Here is a 13,295-nt window from a genome sequence, read left to right on the forward strand (position 1 = left end):
GGCGGAAGATTTCCATGGCGGGCTCAGCGGCGCGCGACGCCACGGACGGTACGGGGTCGACGCAGGGCCATCACGGCGAGGATCAGCCCGGTGATGGTCAACGCCGCGCCGCCGGGCAGCAGCAGGTTGCCGGTCATCCCCCCGGCGCTGCCACCGAAACCGGTGGCCGGGCCTCGGCTGGGCTGGGGCGACGGCACCTTCTTGACCACCTGGAGCATGGTCGACGCGGTCTCACCGTCGCGGCACTCCAACTTGACCCGGTAGTTGCCGGGGCGGGTGCGCTCGCGGACCATCGGCGCGGCGGTGAGCACGCCGCGCTGCGGTTGCACGCCGACCGCGCCGAACGCGTCGGAGACGACGGTGGCGCCCACCGAGTTGTCCCGACAGCTGGCCCGGATGCCGACCAGGTAGCCGGGCTGCACCGTGCTGGGGCTCACCTCGACGAAGACGTCCACCGGCGGAGCGGGCTGGGGCGCGCCTCCGGGTTGGCCCTCGGGCTGACCCCCGGGCGCCGGCGCGACGAGCACGAGCGGGCGGGCGACGGGCACGAGACCAGCGGAGACGAGCGCACCGGGCACGGCGGCGACGGAGACGAGGGCAGCCGGCGCGGCGAGCACCGACGCGGCGGCCACCGGACCGCCAGCGGCGTGTGCGGCGTGTGCGGGGAGGGCGGCCAGCAGGGGGCCGGCGAGCACGGTCACCATCGACAGGGTCACGCCGCCGCGGGTCACTGCCACGATGCCCCCTCTCGACGCCGTAGGACCGCGCCGGGCAGCGGACCGCCCGGCCTGCCGTACCAGATCGATCCTCTCATTACCGGTCGCACATCACATCCGATCCGCGGACGACGTCGCGTACGCTCGGGTCGCTGTGACCACCACCGACCCTGACCCCGCCACCGTCCCGCCCGCGGGCCGGACGATCCGCACCTTCCACCCCCGACGGGGCCGGATGAGCGGCCGCCAGACCGACGCGCTGGAGCGGCTCTGGTCGTCCTACGGCCGGGACGTGTCGGGCGAGCCCGTCGACCTGACCGCCCTGTTCGGCCGTCGGGCCCCGGTGGTGCTGGAGATCGGCTCGGGCATGGGCGACAGCACCGCCGCGATGGCCGCCGCCGACCCGGATCGAGATTATCTGGCGGTCGAGGTGCACACGCCGGGAATCGCGAACCTGCTCGACCTGGTGGACCGCAGTGACCTCGGCAACGTACGGGTGGCCCAGGGCGACGCGTTGGAGCTGGTCAGCGGCCTGCCGGAGGGCGTCCTGGACGCCGTGCACATCTTCTTTCCCGACCCCTGGCCGAAGGCCCGCCACCACAAGCGGCGGATCATCCAGCCGGCGCACGTGGCGCTGCTGCGCTCCCGGCTGGTCCCCGGCGGGACGCTGCACTGCGCGACCGACTGGGCCGAGTACGCCGAGGCGATGCGGGAGACCCTGGACGCGGACCCGGAGCTCGTCGACGCGTACGGCGGCTTCGCGCCGCGTCCGGCGCACCGCCCGGTGACGAAGTTCGAGCGGCGGGCGATCATCGCCGGGCGGCCGGTGGCCGACCTGATCTACCGCCGACGGTGACGAGCCGGCCCGGACGGGTGCCCGGCGGAGGTCGGGTTGGCGCGCGGGGGCATGATCCAGGCACCATGGATGGGATATGACGCTCACCGCCGCGCTGCCGACAAGCGCCGACCCCGACACCCTCTTCGACGCGTTCGCCAGTTGGGCGAAGGAGCGCGGCCTCGACCTCTATCCCCATCAGGAGGAGGCGGTCATCGAGATCGTCTCCGGTGCCAACCTGATCATGAACACACCCACCGGCTCGGGCAAGAGCCTGGTGGCCATCGCCGCGCACTTCGCGGCCCTCGCGGACAGCCGGACGACCTTCTACACCGCGCCGATCAAGGCCCTGGTGTCGGAGAAGTTCTTCGCGCTCTGCGAGGTCTTCGGCGCCGAGAACGTCGGCATGCTCACCGGCGACGCCAGCGTCAACGCCGACGCCCCGATCATCTGCTGCACCGCGGAGATCCTGGCCAACCTCGCGCTGCGCGAGGGCGCCAAGGCCGACGTCGGCCAGGTGATCATGGATGAGTTCCACTTCTACGCCGAGCCCGATCGGGGCTGGGCCTGGCAAGTGCCGATCATCGAGCTGCCGCAGGCCCAGTTCGTCCTGATGTCCGCCACCCTGGGGGACACCACCCGGTTCGTCGACGACCTGACCCGGCGCACCGGGCGGCCGACCGCCGTCGTGCGCTCGGTGGAGCGGCCGGTCCCGCTGATCTTCTCGTACGCGATGACCCCGCTGCACGAGACGCTCGAGGAGCTGCTGGAGACCAAGCAGGCCCCGGTGTACGTCGTGCACTTCACCCAGGCCGCCGCGCTGGAACGCGCCCAGGCGCTGATGAGCGTGAACGTCTGCACCCGCGCCGAGAAGGACATGATCGCCCAGGCGATCGGCGGTTTCCGGTTCACCTCCGGCTTCGGCAAGACGCTGTCCCGGTTGGTCCGGCACGGCATCGGCGTGCACCACGCCGGCATGCTGCCCAAGTACCGCCTGCTCGTGGAAACCCTCGCGCAGGCCGGCCTGCTCAAGGTCATCTGCGGCACCGACACCCTCGGCGTCGGCATCAACGTGCCGATCCGCACCGTGCTGTTCACCGGCCTGTCCAAGTACGACGGGGTGCGTACCCGGCTGCTCAAGAACCGCGAGTTCCACCAGATCGCCGGGCGGGCCGGCCGGGCCGGCTACGACACCATCGGCCGGGTCGTGGTGCAGGCCCCCGAGCACGTCATCGACAACGAGAAGGCGCTCGCCAAGGCCGGCGACGACCCGAAGAAGCGCCGCAAGGTGGTCCGCAAGAAGCCGCCGGAGGGCTCGATCGGCTGGGGCCAGCCCACCTTCGACCGGCTCGTCGACGCCGAGCCGGAGCCGCTGACCTCCAGCTTCGGAGTCAGCCACTCGATGCTGCTCAACGTCATCGGCCGCCCCGGGGACGCCTTCACGGCGATGCGGCACCTGCTCACCGACAACCACGAGGAGCCGGCCGCCCAGCGCCGGCACATCCGCCGGGCCATCGCCATCTACCGGGCCCTGCGCGCCGGCGGGGTGGTCGAGGAGCTGCCCGAGCCCGACGAGACGGGCCGGCGGATCCGCCTCACCGTCGACCTCCAACTCGACTTCGCGCTCAACCAGCCGCTCTCCCCCCTCGCCCTGGCCACCATCGAACTGCTCGACGCCGAGTCCCCGTCGTACGCGCTCGACGTGCTGAGCGTGATCGAGTCGATCCTCGACGACCCCCGGCAGATCCTGTCCGCGCAGCAGTTCAAGGCCCGCGGCGAGGCCGTCGCCGCGATGAAGGCCGAGGGCATCGAGTACGAGGCCCGCCTCGAACTGCTCGACGAGGTGACCCACCCGAAGCCCCTCGCCGAGCTGCTGGAGGCCGCGTACGAGATGTACCGGCAGGGCCACCCGTGGGTCGCCGACCACCAGCTCTCCCCCAAGGCCGTCGTCCGGGACATGTACGAGCGGGCCATGACCTTCACCGAGTACGTGCAGTTCTACGGGCTGACCCGCTCGGAGGGTCTGGTCCTGCGCTATCTGGCCGACGCGTACAAGACGCTGCGCCAGACCGTGCCCGAGGACGCCAAGACCGAGGAGCTGATCGACCTCATCGAGTGGCTCGGCGAGCTGGTCCGCCAGGTCGACTCCAGCCTCATCGACGAGTGGGAGCGGCTGCGCAACCCGTCCGACGTGGCCGAGGTCGCCCAGGCGCACGCCGCCCTGACCGACCGCCCGCCCGCGGTGACCCGCAACGCGCGGGCGTTCCGGGTGCTGGTGCGCAACGCGCTGTTCCGCCGGGTCGAGCTGGCCGCGCTGCGCCGCTGGGACCTGCTCGCCGAGCTGGACGCCGAGGACGGCTGGGACTACGACGCGTGGGCCGACGCCCTCGCGCCGTACTTCGAGGCGTACGACTCGATCGGCGTCGGGCCGGACGCCCGTGGCCCGGCGCTGCTGATGATCGAGCAGGGCCGGGAGCGGTGGACCGTCCGGCAGATCTTCGACGACCCGGACGGCGACCACGACTGGGGCATCAGCGCGGAGATCGACCTCGTCGCCTCGGACGAGGTCGGGGCGGCGGTCGTCCGGATCACGGACGTCGGCCAGCTCTGACGCGTCGCCGCCCGTCAGACGGTGAACCAGATCCGACGGCGACGAGCCACGACGAACAGGGTCGCGCCCGCGACCAGCAGCAGACCGGCGGCGGCGAGCACGCCGCCGGTCGACTGACCGGTCACCGGCAGGCCGCCTCCCCCGCCGTCGGCACAACCGGCGGGCTGCTCCCACCTGTACGGACCGTTGAGGTGGCTGGCCTGCGGATCGAACGCGTCCGACCGAAGCGCGACGGCCAACCCCGCGACGGCCGGGAAGGACACGTCGACGGTGGTGCCCATTTCGACGAGCCGCCGCTGCTCCGGGCCGTGGTTGGGATTGAAGAGGACCAACGAGTTCACACCGACATTCGGTCCCGACACCGCGATGACGAGCTTTTCGCAGGTCGAGCGGGCACGGATGTCCGGGACGACGCAGTGACCCGGATCGAACTCCCAGGAGTACACGGCGATCGCCTCGCTCGCGCCCGCGACGGTCACCGAGAAGAAGTCGTATCCCCGGGGAACCACGATGCCCTTCGCCGTCGCTCCCGGCGCCAGCGAGACGGTTCGTGAGTAGCCCTTGGGGTAGGTCGCGAGCACCACATCGACCGTCCGCCCGGCGGGCGGGTTAGCCAGGTCGACCAGCACGGTGCCGTCGCACCGAGGCTGGAAACTGGCCGTCGGATCGGTGGGCGGCTGCCCGCACCTGCCGTCGAGCGGGGCGCCAGCGGCGACGCCGGACGTCTCGGAGTAGCCGTCGTCCCACTGCACCCACACGGCCAGGTCGGCGAAGGTGGCGGTGCCCGGCAGGGTCTGGGTGCCGGTCACCGGCTTGCCCAGGGAATGCGGGAAGACGCCTTCGGGGCTGGCAGCGATGGGGTCGATGCTGGTGTCGGGCGGATACACCTCGACCTTGACGAACCGGTATCGCGTCGCGTCGGTCGGGGCGGTCTCGGCAAGGACGGTCCACTGGATCTGGTAGGTGCCGTCGGCCATGCACCGTGCCTCGTGGTTGACGGTGAAACCCGGGGGATCTGCGTTCGCCGTGGGCATGAAGGCCAGCGTCCCGGCGAGGCTGACCACAACCGCCCCGAGGGCAGCCAGTGCTCGCCGTCGCCACGATCGGACATTGATCACGGATGCTCCTGCGATGAGGTGAGCGGGAGTGGATCGACCCGGCCGGCGCGACGCCCTGATGCCGGATACGGGTGCCCCTACGCCGCGTCACTCCGGGATGGGAACGGCCGGTGAGCTCGGGCAGATGCTACCGCCGAAGACCCACCGACAGTGACCCGTGTCACTCACCCGACCGGACGAAACGTCCTGTCTCCAGGGCGCGGCTGTCCGGTCCCGCAGGTAACTGGCCAGCAGTCGTGGCGTCGGCCAGGACTGGGACAACTCGGCGCGGACGCCGTACCCCATGCCACCCCGAGCAGCTGAGCCGCCGGGGGCGCGGCGCGGAACTGAACAGCCATCCGCCTTCCAGGCGCTCACCGAACCGCGATGATCACGATCTCGACTGGAACACTAGAGTAAGGGGATGACAGAGGACCGGCCCCTTACCTTGTGGGCGGGACGCGCGGCCGCGCTGCTGGGCATCGTGCTCGTCGCGCTCACCCTGCGCCAGACGGTTGCGGTGATGTCACCGATCCTCGGTGACATCCGGGCGGACATCCCGATATCGAACATCGGCGCCGGGCTGCTCGGCACGTTGCCACCGATCCTGCTGGCGGTATCGGGGTTCGTCGCGCCGCGCGTCGCCCGCGGCATCGGCCTCGACGGCGGCATCGTGCTGGCGCTGCTGCTCATGACCGTCGGCCATCTCGTGCGCGCGGCCGCCCCGGACTACGCGGTGCTGCTCGTCGGCAGTGTCGTCGCGCTCGCCGGCACGGGCATCGGCAATGTGCTGCTGCCGCCGATCGTGCGGCGCTACTTCCCCGACCGGGTAGCGCTGCTGACCGCCGTCTACGTCTGCATCCTGGGCGTGAGCACGGCCCTGCCCGCGGCGGTCGCCGCCCCGGTCGCCGAGCAGGTCGGGTGGCGGTTCTCGCTCGGCATCTGGGCGGCGAGCTCGGGGGTCGCGCTCGTTCCGTGGCTCGTCACCATCGCGCGGGAGCGCCGCCGCCGACTCCCGGATGCCGACGCCGTCGAGTCCTCGCCCACCACCCTCGTCACGCGACTGTGGCGGTCCCGCACGGCCCTATCGATCACCGTCGTGTTCTCGACCAGCACGATCCTTACCTACGCGTGTTTCGCGTGGCTGCCCGAGATCCTCGGCGACATCGCCGACTCGACGCCGACCGAAGCCGGTGCGCTGCTCGCCGTCACCGGCATCATCAGCGCGCCCATCGCGCTCGTTGCGCCCCTGCTCGTCACGCGGCTGCAGGGTGTCGGCCGGCTAATCGCCGCCGGTATCGCCAGCTTCGCGCTCGGCTACCTCGGCCTGCTGCTCGCGCCCGCGACCCTCACACTGCTCTGGGTGCTGCTTATCGGCTCGGGTTCGATCCTGTTCCCGGTCAGCCTCGTGCTCATCAACGTACGCACCCGAACCCAGGCCGGCACCGTCGCGCTGAGCGGCTTTGCCCAGGGGGTCGCGTACGCGCTCGGCGCGCTCGGTCCACTGCTCGTCGGCCTGCTGCACGACGTGAGCGGCGGGTGGACCCTTCCGCTGCTGTTCCTGCTCGCCGTCGCCCTCGTGGCGGCCATCCCGGCGTTCACGCTGGCCAAGCCCACGTTCGTCGAGGACGAGCTCTCCCGCCCGTAATCCAGCCGAGGATCATGATCATGGTTCGATGAGCGCCTCTTCGTCCTCTCTCAAGCGCGCCGCGCCGTGATGTCCATCCTCGCTAACCGAGCCCTGGACGAAGGCCTGACCACGGGGCTGCTATCCGCCACCGCCGACGGGCGAGGGCTCTACTCCGCTCTGGGCTGGCAGATCCGCGGCGAACCGGCCGGAGCGTTCCGACCGGAATGACCAGGCCGGACGGCGCCCACCCCGGCGCACCGGCTTCCGTCGATGCCGATCTTGAAGTTAGCCCGGACCTGCCTCTATCGCGGGCAGCATCTCCGGGACGGTGCCGCTGGCCACCTTCGATCGGACTGGCCACCTATCGGCGGACGGGACAGCGGTCCACCCCTCAACTTCGCTGGGCAATGTCAGACCTGTCGATTAGAATGTATGTACTAATAAAGATCCTGACCTGGGAGGACGCCCGTGACCGCGCCCACCTCCACGCCCATCACCCCCTACGCCACACTGCTCGGTTTCACCCGCTACGTCGACCGCACCGGCCCCACCAAGGCGACCTTCGTCGGCGGGCTGCGCAAGCAGCGCGCCAGCCGGTCCGGCTTCAACCCGCACGGCCAGTTCGTCAAGGCGCTCAAGGCCGACATCGCCTTTCACACCGGCGGCACCCACCTGACCGGGGTGGTTGACGTGGTCAAGCCGCGCTGGCGCCCGCTCTACCAGTCGCTGGTCCCCGGCGCCACGGCCTGGCTGCACTCCCTCGGCGAGCCGGCCGCCGTCGATCTCGCCCAGACCCGCGACGCCCTGGCCATGCTGGGCGACCTACCCGTCAAGATCAACCCCCATTTCGGGGTACGCCACGCCGACGGCCGCGCCGAAGCGGTCCGCCTGCACTTCGACGAGGCCCCGCCGACCGAGGAGTCGGTGCTCGCCACCCTGCACCTGATGGCCCGACACATGGACGCGGTCCTTCCGCACGCCGAGCCGGTCCTGGTCGACGTCCGCCGAGGCCAGGCCCACCGCACACCCGCCGACGCCAAGCCCGACCAGATCGAACGATGGCTCTCCGGCGAAGCCGCCGCCTTCCGCGCCATCTGGTCCACCGCCGCCTAACGACCCACCCCCGCCGCGCCCGCCTCCCAGACCCACATTCACCAAGATCCGCGCAACTTCAGGGATGCTGCTTCAGGATGTCGGGAGGCAGCAAGAACCCCGAAGTTGCGCGGATCTTGGCGTTCCGGAAGCGGCGAGGGGTTATCCACAGGGGCTGCCAACGGGCAGTTCCGGCGGTCAGGGTGACCTCATGCCTGTTTCCCCACGACGGCCGGCGAGGCTGCAGGGGCGCGTCTTCCGCGGCTCTCACGTCGTCGCTCAAGGCCTGCTCACCCGGACGGAGTTGCGCAGCGCGGCATGGCGCCCCGTGTTTCGGGACGTGTACGCGGATGCCAACCTGACGCTCACCCATCGCACTCGTTGCGCCGCCGCGGCACGGTGGGTGCTGCCACCGGGCGTGGTGATCGCTGGCCGCAGCGCGGCAGCGCTCTACGGCGCCGCATCGGCCGCCGACGCGCAGCCCTTGGAGGTGCTTGTGCCCGCCGGTCAGCGATTCGGGCCGGTATCGGGGTTCGTCGTGCACACCGGCACGCTCGCCATCACCGACGTGGCGGTACGCCAGGGCGTCCCACTGACCACGCCGACGCGCACATGTTGGGATCTAGCCCAGTGGCTGCCGACAGAGGAGGCGGTCGCCATTGTGGACCGCTTTGCCCACCAACACCTGGTGGATCTCGCCCAACTGCACACGGACGCCCGAGCGCAGATCGGTAAGCGGGGCTGGAGAAGCATGGCGAGGGTGGTCGATCTGGCCGACGCCGGGGCGGAGTCGACGCCGGAGTCCCGACTGCGGGTGCGGATCGTGCTCGCCGGGGTCACTACTCCCGTGACCGAGTTCGTCGTGGAGCGCGACGGGAAGTTCCTGGCTCGTCTCGACCTGGCCTGGCCGCATCTCAAAGTGACAGTCGAGTACGACGGATTGTGGCACCACGATCCCGAGCAGTTCCACCGCGACCGGCGTCGCCTCAACCGTCTACTCGGTGAGGACTGGATCGTTCTGCACGTCACCGCGAAGCGATTCCGCGAGGACTTCACCGGCTTCCTGACCGAACTCCGCCAAGCCCTGGCTTCTCGCGCCGGCGCCCACCCCCGCTGACCACAACGGCCAAGATCCGCGCAACTTCAGGGATCCTGCTGCCTCGCGAGCTGGTGAGGCAGCAGTTTCCCCGAAACTGCGCGGATCTTGGGGCCGCGATTGCGTGGGCACCCGCGTCTGGGGGCTTTGTCAGGCGGCGGGGAGGTACTTGGCCAGGTCGTCGAGGATCTTGTTGGCGGCGCCGACGCCGATGCCGGTCATCCAGACCTCGTCGGAGACCGGGTACGCCTTGCCGGCCTTGACCGCGCCGAGGCCCTTCCAGAGAGTGCCGCCGGCCACCTTGGCCTGCTCGGCAGCGGCCTTGTCGCCGTACGCGGTCACGAAGATGACGTCGCCGTCGACCTCGTTGATCCGCTCGGGGCTGACCAGGTCGAAGCGCTTGTCCTCCTTGTTGGCGAGCAACTGCCGCTCGGGGCGGCCGAGGCCGGTGTCGCCGATGACGATGCCGGAGAAGGAGTCCGGGCCGTACACCCGGATGTTGCCCGGGATGAACCGCACGATCGACACCTTGCGCGCGGCGGGGCCGCCGAGGGTGGCGCCGAAGTCCTTGGCCCGCTTCTCGTACGCGCCGAGCAGGTCCTTGGCCTGCTGCTCGCGGCCGAGCGCATTGCCGTCGAGGAGGAAGTTGTCCTTCCAGGTGATGCCCACCTTGTCGGTGAACACGGTGGGCGCGATGGCGGCCAGCTCGTCGTAGAACTTCTCCTGGCGGAACTTGCTGCCGAGGATGAGGTCCGGCTTGAGTGCGTTGATCGCCTCCAGGTCGGGCTCGGTGAGCACCCCGACCTCCTTGATGCCGGCGAGCTTGTCCGCGCCGAAGTACGTCGGCCAGCTCTTCGCCTCACCGGCGGTGGCGGCGCCGACGGGGGTGATGCCCAGCGAGAGCGCCGTGTCGATCTTGTCGGTGTCGAGCACGACGACGCGCTTGGGGTCGGCCGGGACCTTGGTGGTGCCCATGGCGTGGGTGATCTCCCGGGTCTCCCCGGTGGCGGAGCCGGCGACCGGGTCGCTCTCACCGCAGGCGGTGAGGCCGGCCCCGAGGGCGACGGCCGCGGCGAGAGCGGCGACGAGACGACGCATCAGAGTCCTTTCGAGGGGTACGTGCCGGCGAGCGGGGTCGCCGCGTCGCCGGTGGCGGGTCGGGCGTCCGGGACGGACGCCGTCGACGAATCGGGGTCGCCCGCGTCAGCGGACGGGGCACCGGCGCCCGACGGCCGGGCGGCGGGGCCGCCGGTGTGCGCGGGCACCACGAGCGGCGCACCGGTCACCGGGCAGGGGACGACGACGCAGGCCAGCCCGAAGACGTCCCGGACCAGGTCCGCGGTGAGGATCTCCCGGGGCGGCCCGGCGGCCACCACCGCGCCGGCGCGCATCGCGATCAGGTGGTCGGCGTAGCGGGCGGCCTGGTTGAGGTCGTGCAGCACGGCGACCACGGTGCGGCCGCGCTCGACGCGTAGCCGGTGCAGCAGGTCCAGCACCTCCACCTGGTGGGCCAGGTCGAGGAAGGTGGTCGGTTCGTCCAGCAGCAGGGCGTCGGTGTCCTGGGCCAGGGTCATGGCGATCCACACGCGTTGCCGCTGGCCGCCGGAGAGGCTGTCCACCGGCCGGTCGGCCAGGTCGGCCACGTCCGCCATGGTCATCGCCTCGTCCACCGCCGCGCCGTCGGACGACGACCACTGCCGCCACCACCGCTGGTACGGCTGTCGGCCGCGCCCGACCAGGTCGGCCACGGTGACGCCCTCGGGCACCAGCGGGCTCTGCGGCAGGACGCCGAGCCGACGGGCCACGTCGCGGGTGGGCAGGTCACGGATGGCGGCGCCGTCCAGCAGGACCGTGCCGCGTCGCGGGGTGAGCAGCCGGGCCATCGTGCGCAGCAGGGTGGACTTGCCGCAGGCGTTGGGGCCGACGATGACGGTGAACGCGTCGGTCGGCAGGTCCAGGGTGAGCCCGTCGAGCACGGTCCTCTCGTCGTAGCCGACGACCAGGTCGCGGGTGGAGAGCATCACACGACTCCTTGAGGGCGTCACGACGACGGCCGCCGTCCACGAAGCAACAGGAAGATCAGGTAGGGGCCGCCGATCGCGGCGGTCAGCACACCGGCCGGCAGTTGGGTGGGTGCGAACAGCCGCCGGCCGGCCAGGTCGGCCAGCACCAGCAGCAGCGCGCCGAGCAGGGCGGCGCAGACCAGCGGGGGCCGTTCGGCGCGGACCAGCCGGCGGGCCAGTTGAGGTGCGACGAGCGCCACGAAGTCGACGGCGCCGACCTGGGCGGTGACCATCGCGGCGACGAGCACGCCGGTGCCGGCGAGCCCGATCCGGCGGGCCACCGGACGCAGCCCGACGCCGCGCGCGGTGTCGTCGTCCAGGGCGGTGCTGTTCAGGGCCCAGCCGGCCCAGGCCAGCACCGGCAGCAGCACCAGCAGGGTGCCGGCGATCCAGCCGGCCTCGGTCCAGCCCTTGCCGGCGAGGGTGCCGATCAGCCAGATCTGCGCCCGCAGGCCGTCGATCGGGTCGGCGGTGAGCATGACCACCTCGGTGAGCGCCCGGAAGGCGAACGCGACCGCCACGCCGGCGAGGACGAACCGCTGCGCGGCCAGTCCGTGCCGGGCGCCGAGGGCGAACAGCAGCACCGCCGCCAGCAGGCCGCCGACCAGCGCGCTCGGCGCCACCAGCACCGCCGCCGCACCGCTGGTCAGCGCCACGGTCGCGGCGAGGCCGGCGCCCTGGGTGATGCCGATGACGTCCGGGCTCGCGAGGGGGTTGCGCGCCACGCTCTGGATCAGCGTGCCGGCCACGCCGAAGGCCGCCCCGGCCACCGCGGCCAGCACGATCCGGGGCAACCGCAGATCAAGGACAACGAGGTCGTACGGGGTGCCGGCGCCGGAGAGCGCGCGCAGCACGTCGGCCGGGGCGACGTACGGGGTGCCCAGGGACAGGCTGAGCAGCATCGCGAGCAGGAGCAGCACGGTCAGCACGGCGGCGACCAGCACCGCCCGGCGGCGGATCTGCAAACTGGCCGGGCCGACCCGCAGCAGTGACCGCCCCGGCAGCCGTGCGGAGCCGCCACCGGCCGAGGCGGCGGGGCCGGCCGGGCCGGGGACCGGGCGCTGGGTGGTCGTCACGCGGTCACCACCCGGGCGCGGCGGACCAGCACGGCCAGCAGCGGCGCGCCGAGCAGGGCGGTGATGATCCCGGCCGGTATCTCGCCGGGCGGGGCGACGAGTCGGCCGACGACGTCGGCGCCGAGCAGCAACGCGGGCCCGAGCAGGGCGGAGACGGCGAGGGTCCAGCGGTGGTCCGCGCCGACCAGGGCGCGGGCCAGGTGCGGCACGGCCAGCCCGACGAAGGCGACCGGTCCGGCGGCGGCCACCGCGGCGCCGGTCAGCAGCACCGCGGCGAGGCCACCGGTGAGGCGGACCAGCCCGATGCGGTGGCCCAGCCCTCGGGCCACGTCGTCGCCGAGAGCCAGCGCGTCCAGGCCCCGGGCCACCAGCGCCGCCAGCAGCAGCCCGACGAGGACGAACGGCAACACCTGGGCGGTGACGCCGAGGTCCCGGCCGGCCAACCCGCCGACGACCCAGAACCGGTACTCCTCGAAGGTGCGGGCGTCGATGCTGAGCAGCGCGTACACCCCGGAGGCGAGACTGGCGTCGAGCGCCGCGCCGACCAGCGCGAGGGTGACCGGGCTCGCTCCCTCGCGGGCCCGGCTGGCGATGGCGAAGACCAGCAGCCCGGCGACCAGTGCCCCGGCGATGCCGAACCAGACGTAGCCGGCGAGTGTGCCGACGCCGAAGACGGAGATGGCGAGCACCACGCCGAACGACGCGCCGGCGCTGATGCCGAGGATGCGGGGCTCGGCGAGGGGGTTGCGGGTGAGCGCCTGGAACAGCACCCCGGCCACGGCGAGCGCGAGCCCGACAGCGAGGCCCAGGGCGGTACGCGGCATGCGCAGTTCCCGGACGATCGTGCTCGCGTCGCTGCCGTCCGGCGCGACGAGGGCGTGCCAGACCGCATCCACACCGAGTGGCCGGCTGCCCAGCGCGAAGCTCGCCAGCACGGCGAGCAGCAGCACCAGTGCCGCCCCGACGGTGACGGCCACCCGTCGGCCGGTACGGGCACCGGACCGGTTGCGGGCCGGCGTCGGCCGGTCGACGAGGGTGGTCACGAGCCTCCTGCACGTTCGAGCTTAGGTTCGCCTAAC

General features: G+C 72.0%; 11 protein-coding genes. 5 read left to right on the forward strand and 6 right to left on the reverse strand.

Going from position 1 to position 13,295, the window contains the following annotated elements; translation table 11 throughout:
* Positions 1-23: 23 nt before the first annotated feature.
* Positions 24-740, reverse strand: coding sequence for a hypothetical protein (locus tag ACFYPR_RS17780; RefSeq protein ID WP_354858356.1), 717 nt, complete (start codon positions 738-740; stop codon positions 24-26).
* 130 nt (positions 741-870) lie between these two features.
* Between ACFYPR_RS17780 and trmB the strand changes: the two genes are divergently transcribed.
* Both trmB and ACFYPR_RS17790 read left to right on the forward strand, forming a co-directional pair.
* The gene (trmB, locus tag ACFYPR_RS17785; protein WP_387181968.1) at positions 871-1,572 is read left to right on the forward strand and encodes a tRNA (guanosine(46)-N7)-methyltransferase TrmB; all 702 of its coding nucleotides are present in this window, start codon (positions 871-873) and stop codon (positions 1,570-1,572) included.
* Positions 1,573-1,648: 76 nt separating this feature from the next.
* Positions 1,649-4,162: a DEAD/DEAH box helicase gene (locus tag ACFYPR_RS17790; RefSeq protein ID WP_387260905.1), complete on the forward strand. Its 2,514-nt coding sequence runs from the start codon at positions 1,649-1,651 to the stop codon at positions 4,160-4,162.
* 14 nt (positions 4,163-4,176) lie between these two features.
* On the opposite strand, the gene ACFYPR_RS17795 is transcribed toward ACFYPR_RS17790, so the two are convergent.
* Positions 4,177-5,280, reverse strand: a complete 1,104-nt coding sequence (locus tag ACFYPR_RS17795) for an LPXTG cell wall anchor domain-containing protein (RefSeq protein ID WP_355136191.1) — start codon at positions 5,278-5,280, stop codon at positions 4,177-4,179.
* A gap of 403 nt (positions 5,281-5,683) precedes the next feature.
* Here ACFYPR_RS17795 and ACFYPR_RS17800 point away from each other — a divergent pair, with 403 nt between their 5' ends.
* The 3 genes from ACFYPR_RS17800 (at position 5,684) to ACFYPR_RS17810 (ending at position 9,098) form a co-directional block, all read left to right on the forward strand.
* Positions 5,684-6,907 (forward strand): CynX/NimT family MFS transporter, encoded by a 1,224-nt coding sequence (locus tag ACFYPR_RS17800; protein ID WP_387260908.1) that lies wholly within the window; start codon positions 5,684-5,686, stop codon positions 6,905-6,907.
* A 450-nt stretch (positions 6,908-7,357) separates the two neighbouring features.
* Positions 7,358-8,002 (forward strand): hypothetical protein, encoded by a 645-nt coding sequence (locus ACFYPR_RS17805; RefSeq protein WP_354858325.1) that lies wholly within the window; start codon positions 7,358-7,360, stop codon positions 8,000-8,002.
* A gap of 190 nt (positions 8,003-8,192) precedes the next feature.
* The gene (locus ACFYPR_RS17810) at positions 8,193-9,098 is read left to right on the forward strand and encodes a type IV toxin-antitoxin system AbiEi family antitoxin (RefSeq protein WP_387260911.1); all 906 of its coding nucleotides are present in this window, start codon (positions 8,193-8,195) and stop codon (positions 9,096-9,098) included.
* Positions 9,099-9,227: 129 nt separating this feature from the next.
* Here ACFYPR_RS17810 and ACFYPR_RS17815 read toward each other — a convergent pair whose 3' ends face one another.
* From ACFYPR_RS17815 to ACFYPR_RS17830, 4 genes are read right to left on the reverse strand one after another with little or no spacing between them, the layout of a single operon-like run.
* Positions 9,228-10,175: an ABC transporter substrate-binding protein gene (locus tag ACFYPR_RS17815; RefSeq protein ID WP_387260914.1), complete on the reverse strand. Its 948-nt coding sequence runs from the start codon at positions 10,173-10,175 to the stop codon at positions 9,228-9,230.
* Positions 10,175-11,098 carry an ABC transporter ATP-binding protein gene (locus ACFYPR_RS17820; protein WP_354858330.1) on the reverse strand — a complete coding sequence of 308 codons (924 nt, stop codon included), beginning with the start codon at positions 11,096-11,098 and terminating at the stop codon, positions 10,175-10,177. Before ACFYPR_RS17820 ends, ACFYPR_RS17815 begins: the two co-directional genes overlap by 1 nt.
* Before the next feature lie 20 nt (positions 11,099-11,118).
* The gene (locus tag ACFYPR_RS17825; RefSeq protein ID WP_387260917.1) at positions 11,119-12,216 is read right to left on the reverse strand and encodes a FecCD family ABC transporter permease; all 1,098 of its coding nucleotides are present in this window, start codon (positions 12,214-12,216) and stop codon (positions 11,119-11,121) included.
* Entirely contained in the window at positions 12,213-13,259 is a 1,047-nt protein-coding gene (locus ACFYPR_RS17830) for an iron ABC transporter permease (RefSeq protein WP_354858335.1), read from the reverse strand. The genes ACFYPR_RS17825 and ACFYPR_RS17830 overlap by 4 nt, the downstream gene beginning before the upstream one ends.
* Positions 13,260-13,295: the final 36 nt, after the last annotated feature.

Origin of the sequence: Micromonospora sp. NPDC005254 (assembly GCF_042872525.1) — a bacterium.
Taxonomy (GTDB): Bacteria; Actinomycetota; Actinomycetes; order Mycobacteriales; family Micromonosporaceae; genus Micromonospora.

Coding starts and splice junctions, on each gene's coding strand:
- ACFYPR_RS17790 (WP_387260905.1), top strand. CDS start 1,649: ATGACGCTCACCGCCGCGCTGCCGACAAGCGCCGACCCCGACACCCTC.
- ACFYPR_RS17820 (WP_354858330.1), bottom strand. CDS start 11,098: ATGCTCTCCACCCGCGACCTGGTCGTCGGCTACGACGAGAGGACCGTG.
- ACFYPR_RS17810 (WP_387260911.1), top strand. CDS start 8,193: ATGCCTGTTTCCCCACGACGGCCGGCGAGGCTGCAGGGGCGCGTCTTC.
- ACFYPR_RS17800 (WP_387260908.1), top strand. CDS start 5,684: ATGACAGAGGACCGGCCCCTTACCTTGTGGGCGGGACGCGCGGCCGCG.
- ACFYPR_RS17815 (WP_387260914.1), bottom strand. CDS start 10,175: ATGCGTCGTCTCGTCGCCGCTCTCGCCGCGGCCGTCGCCCTCGGGGCC.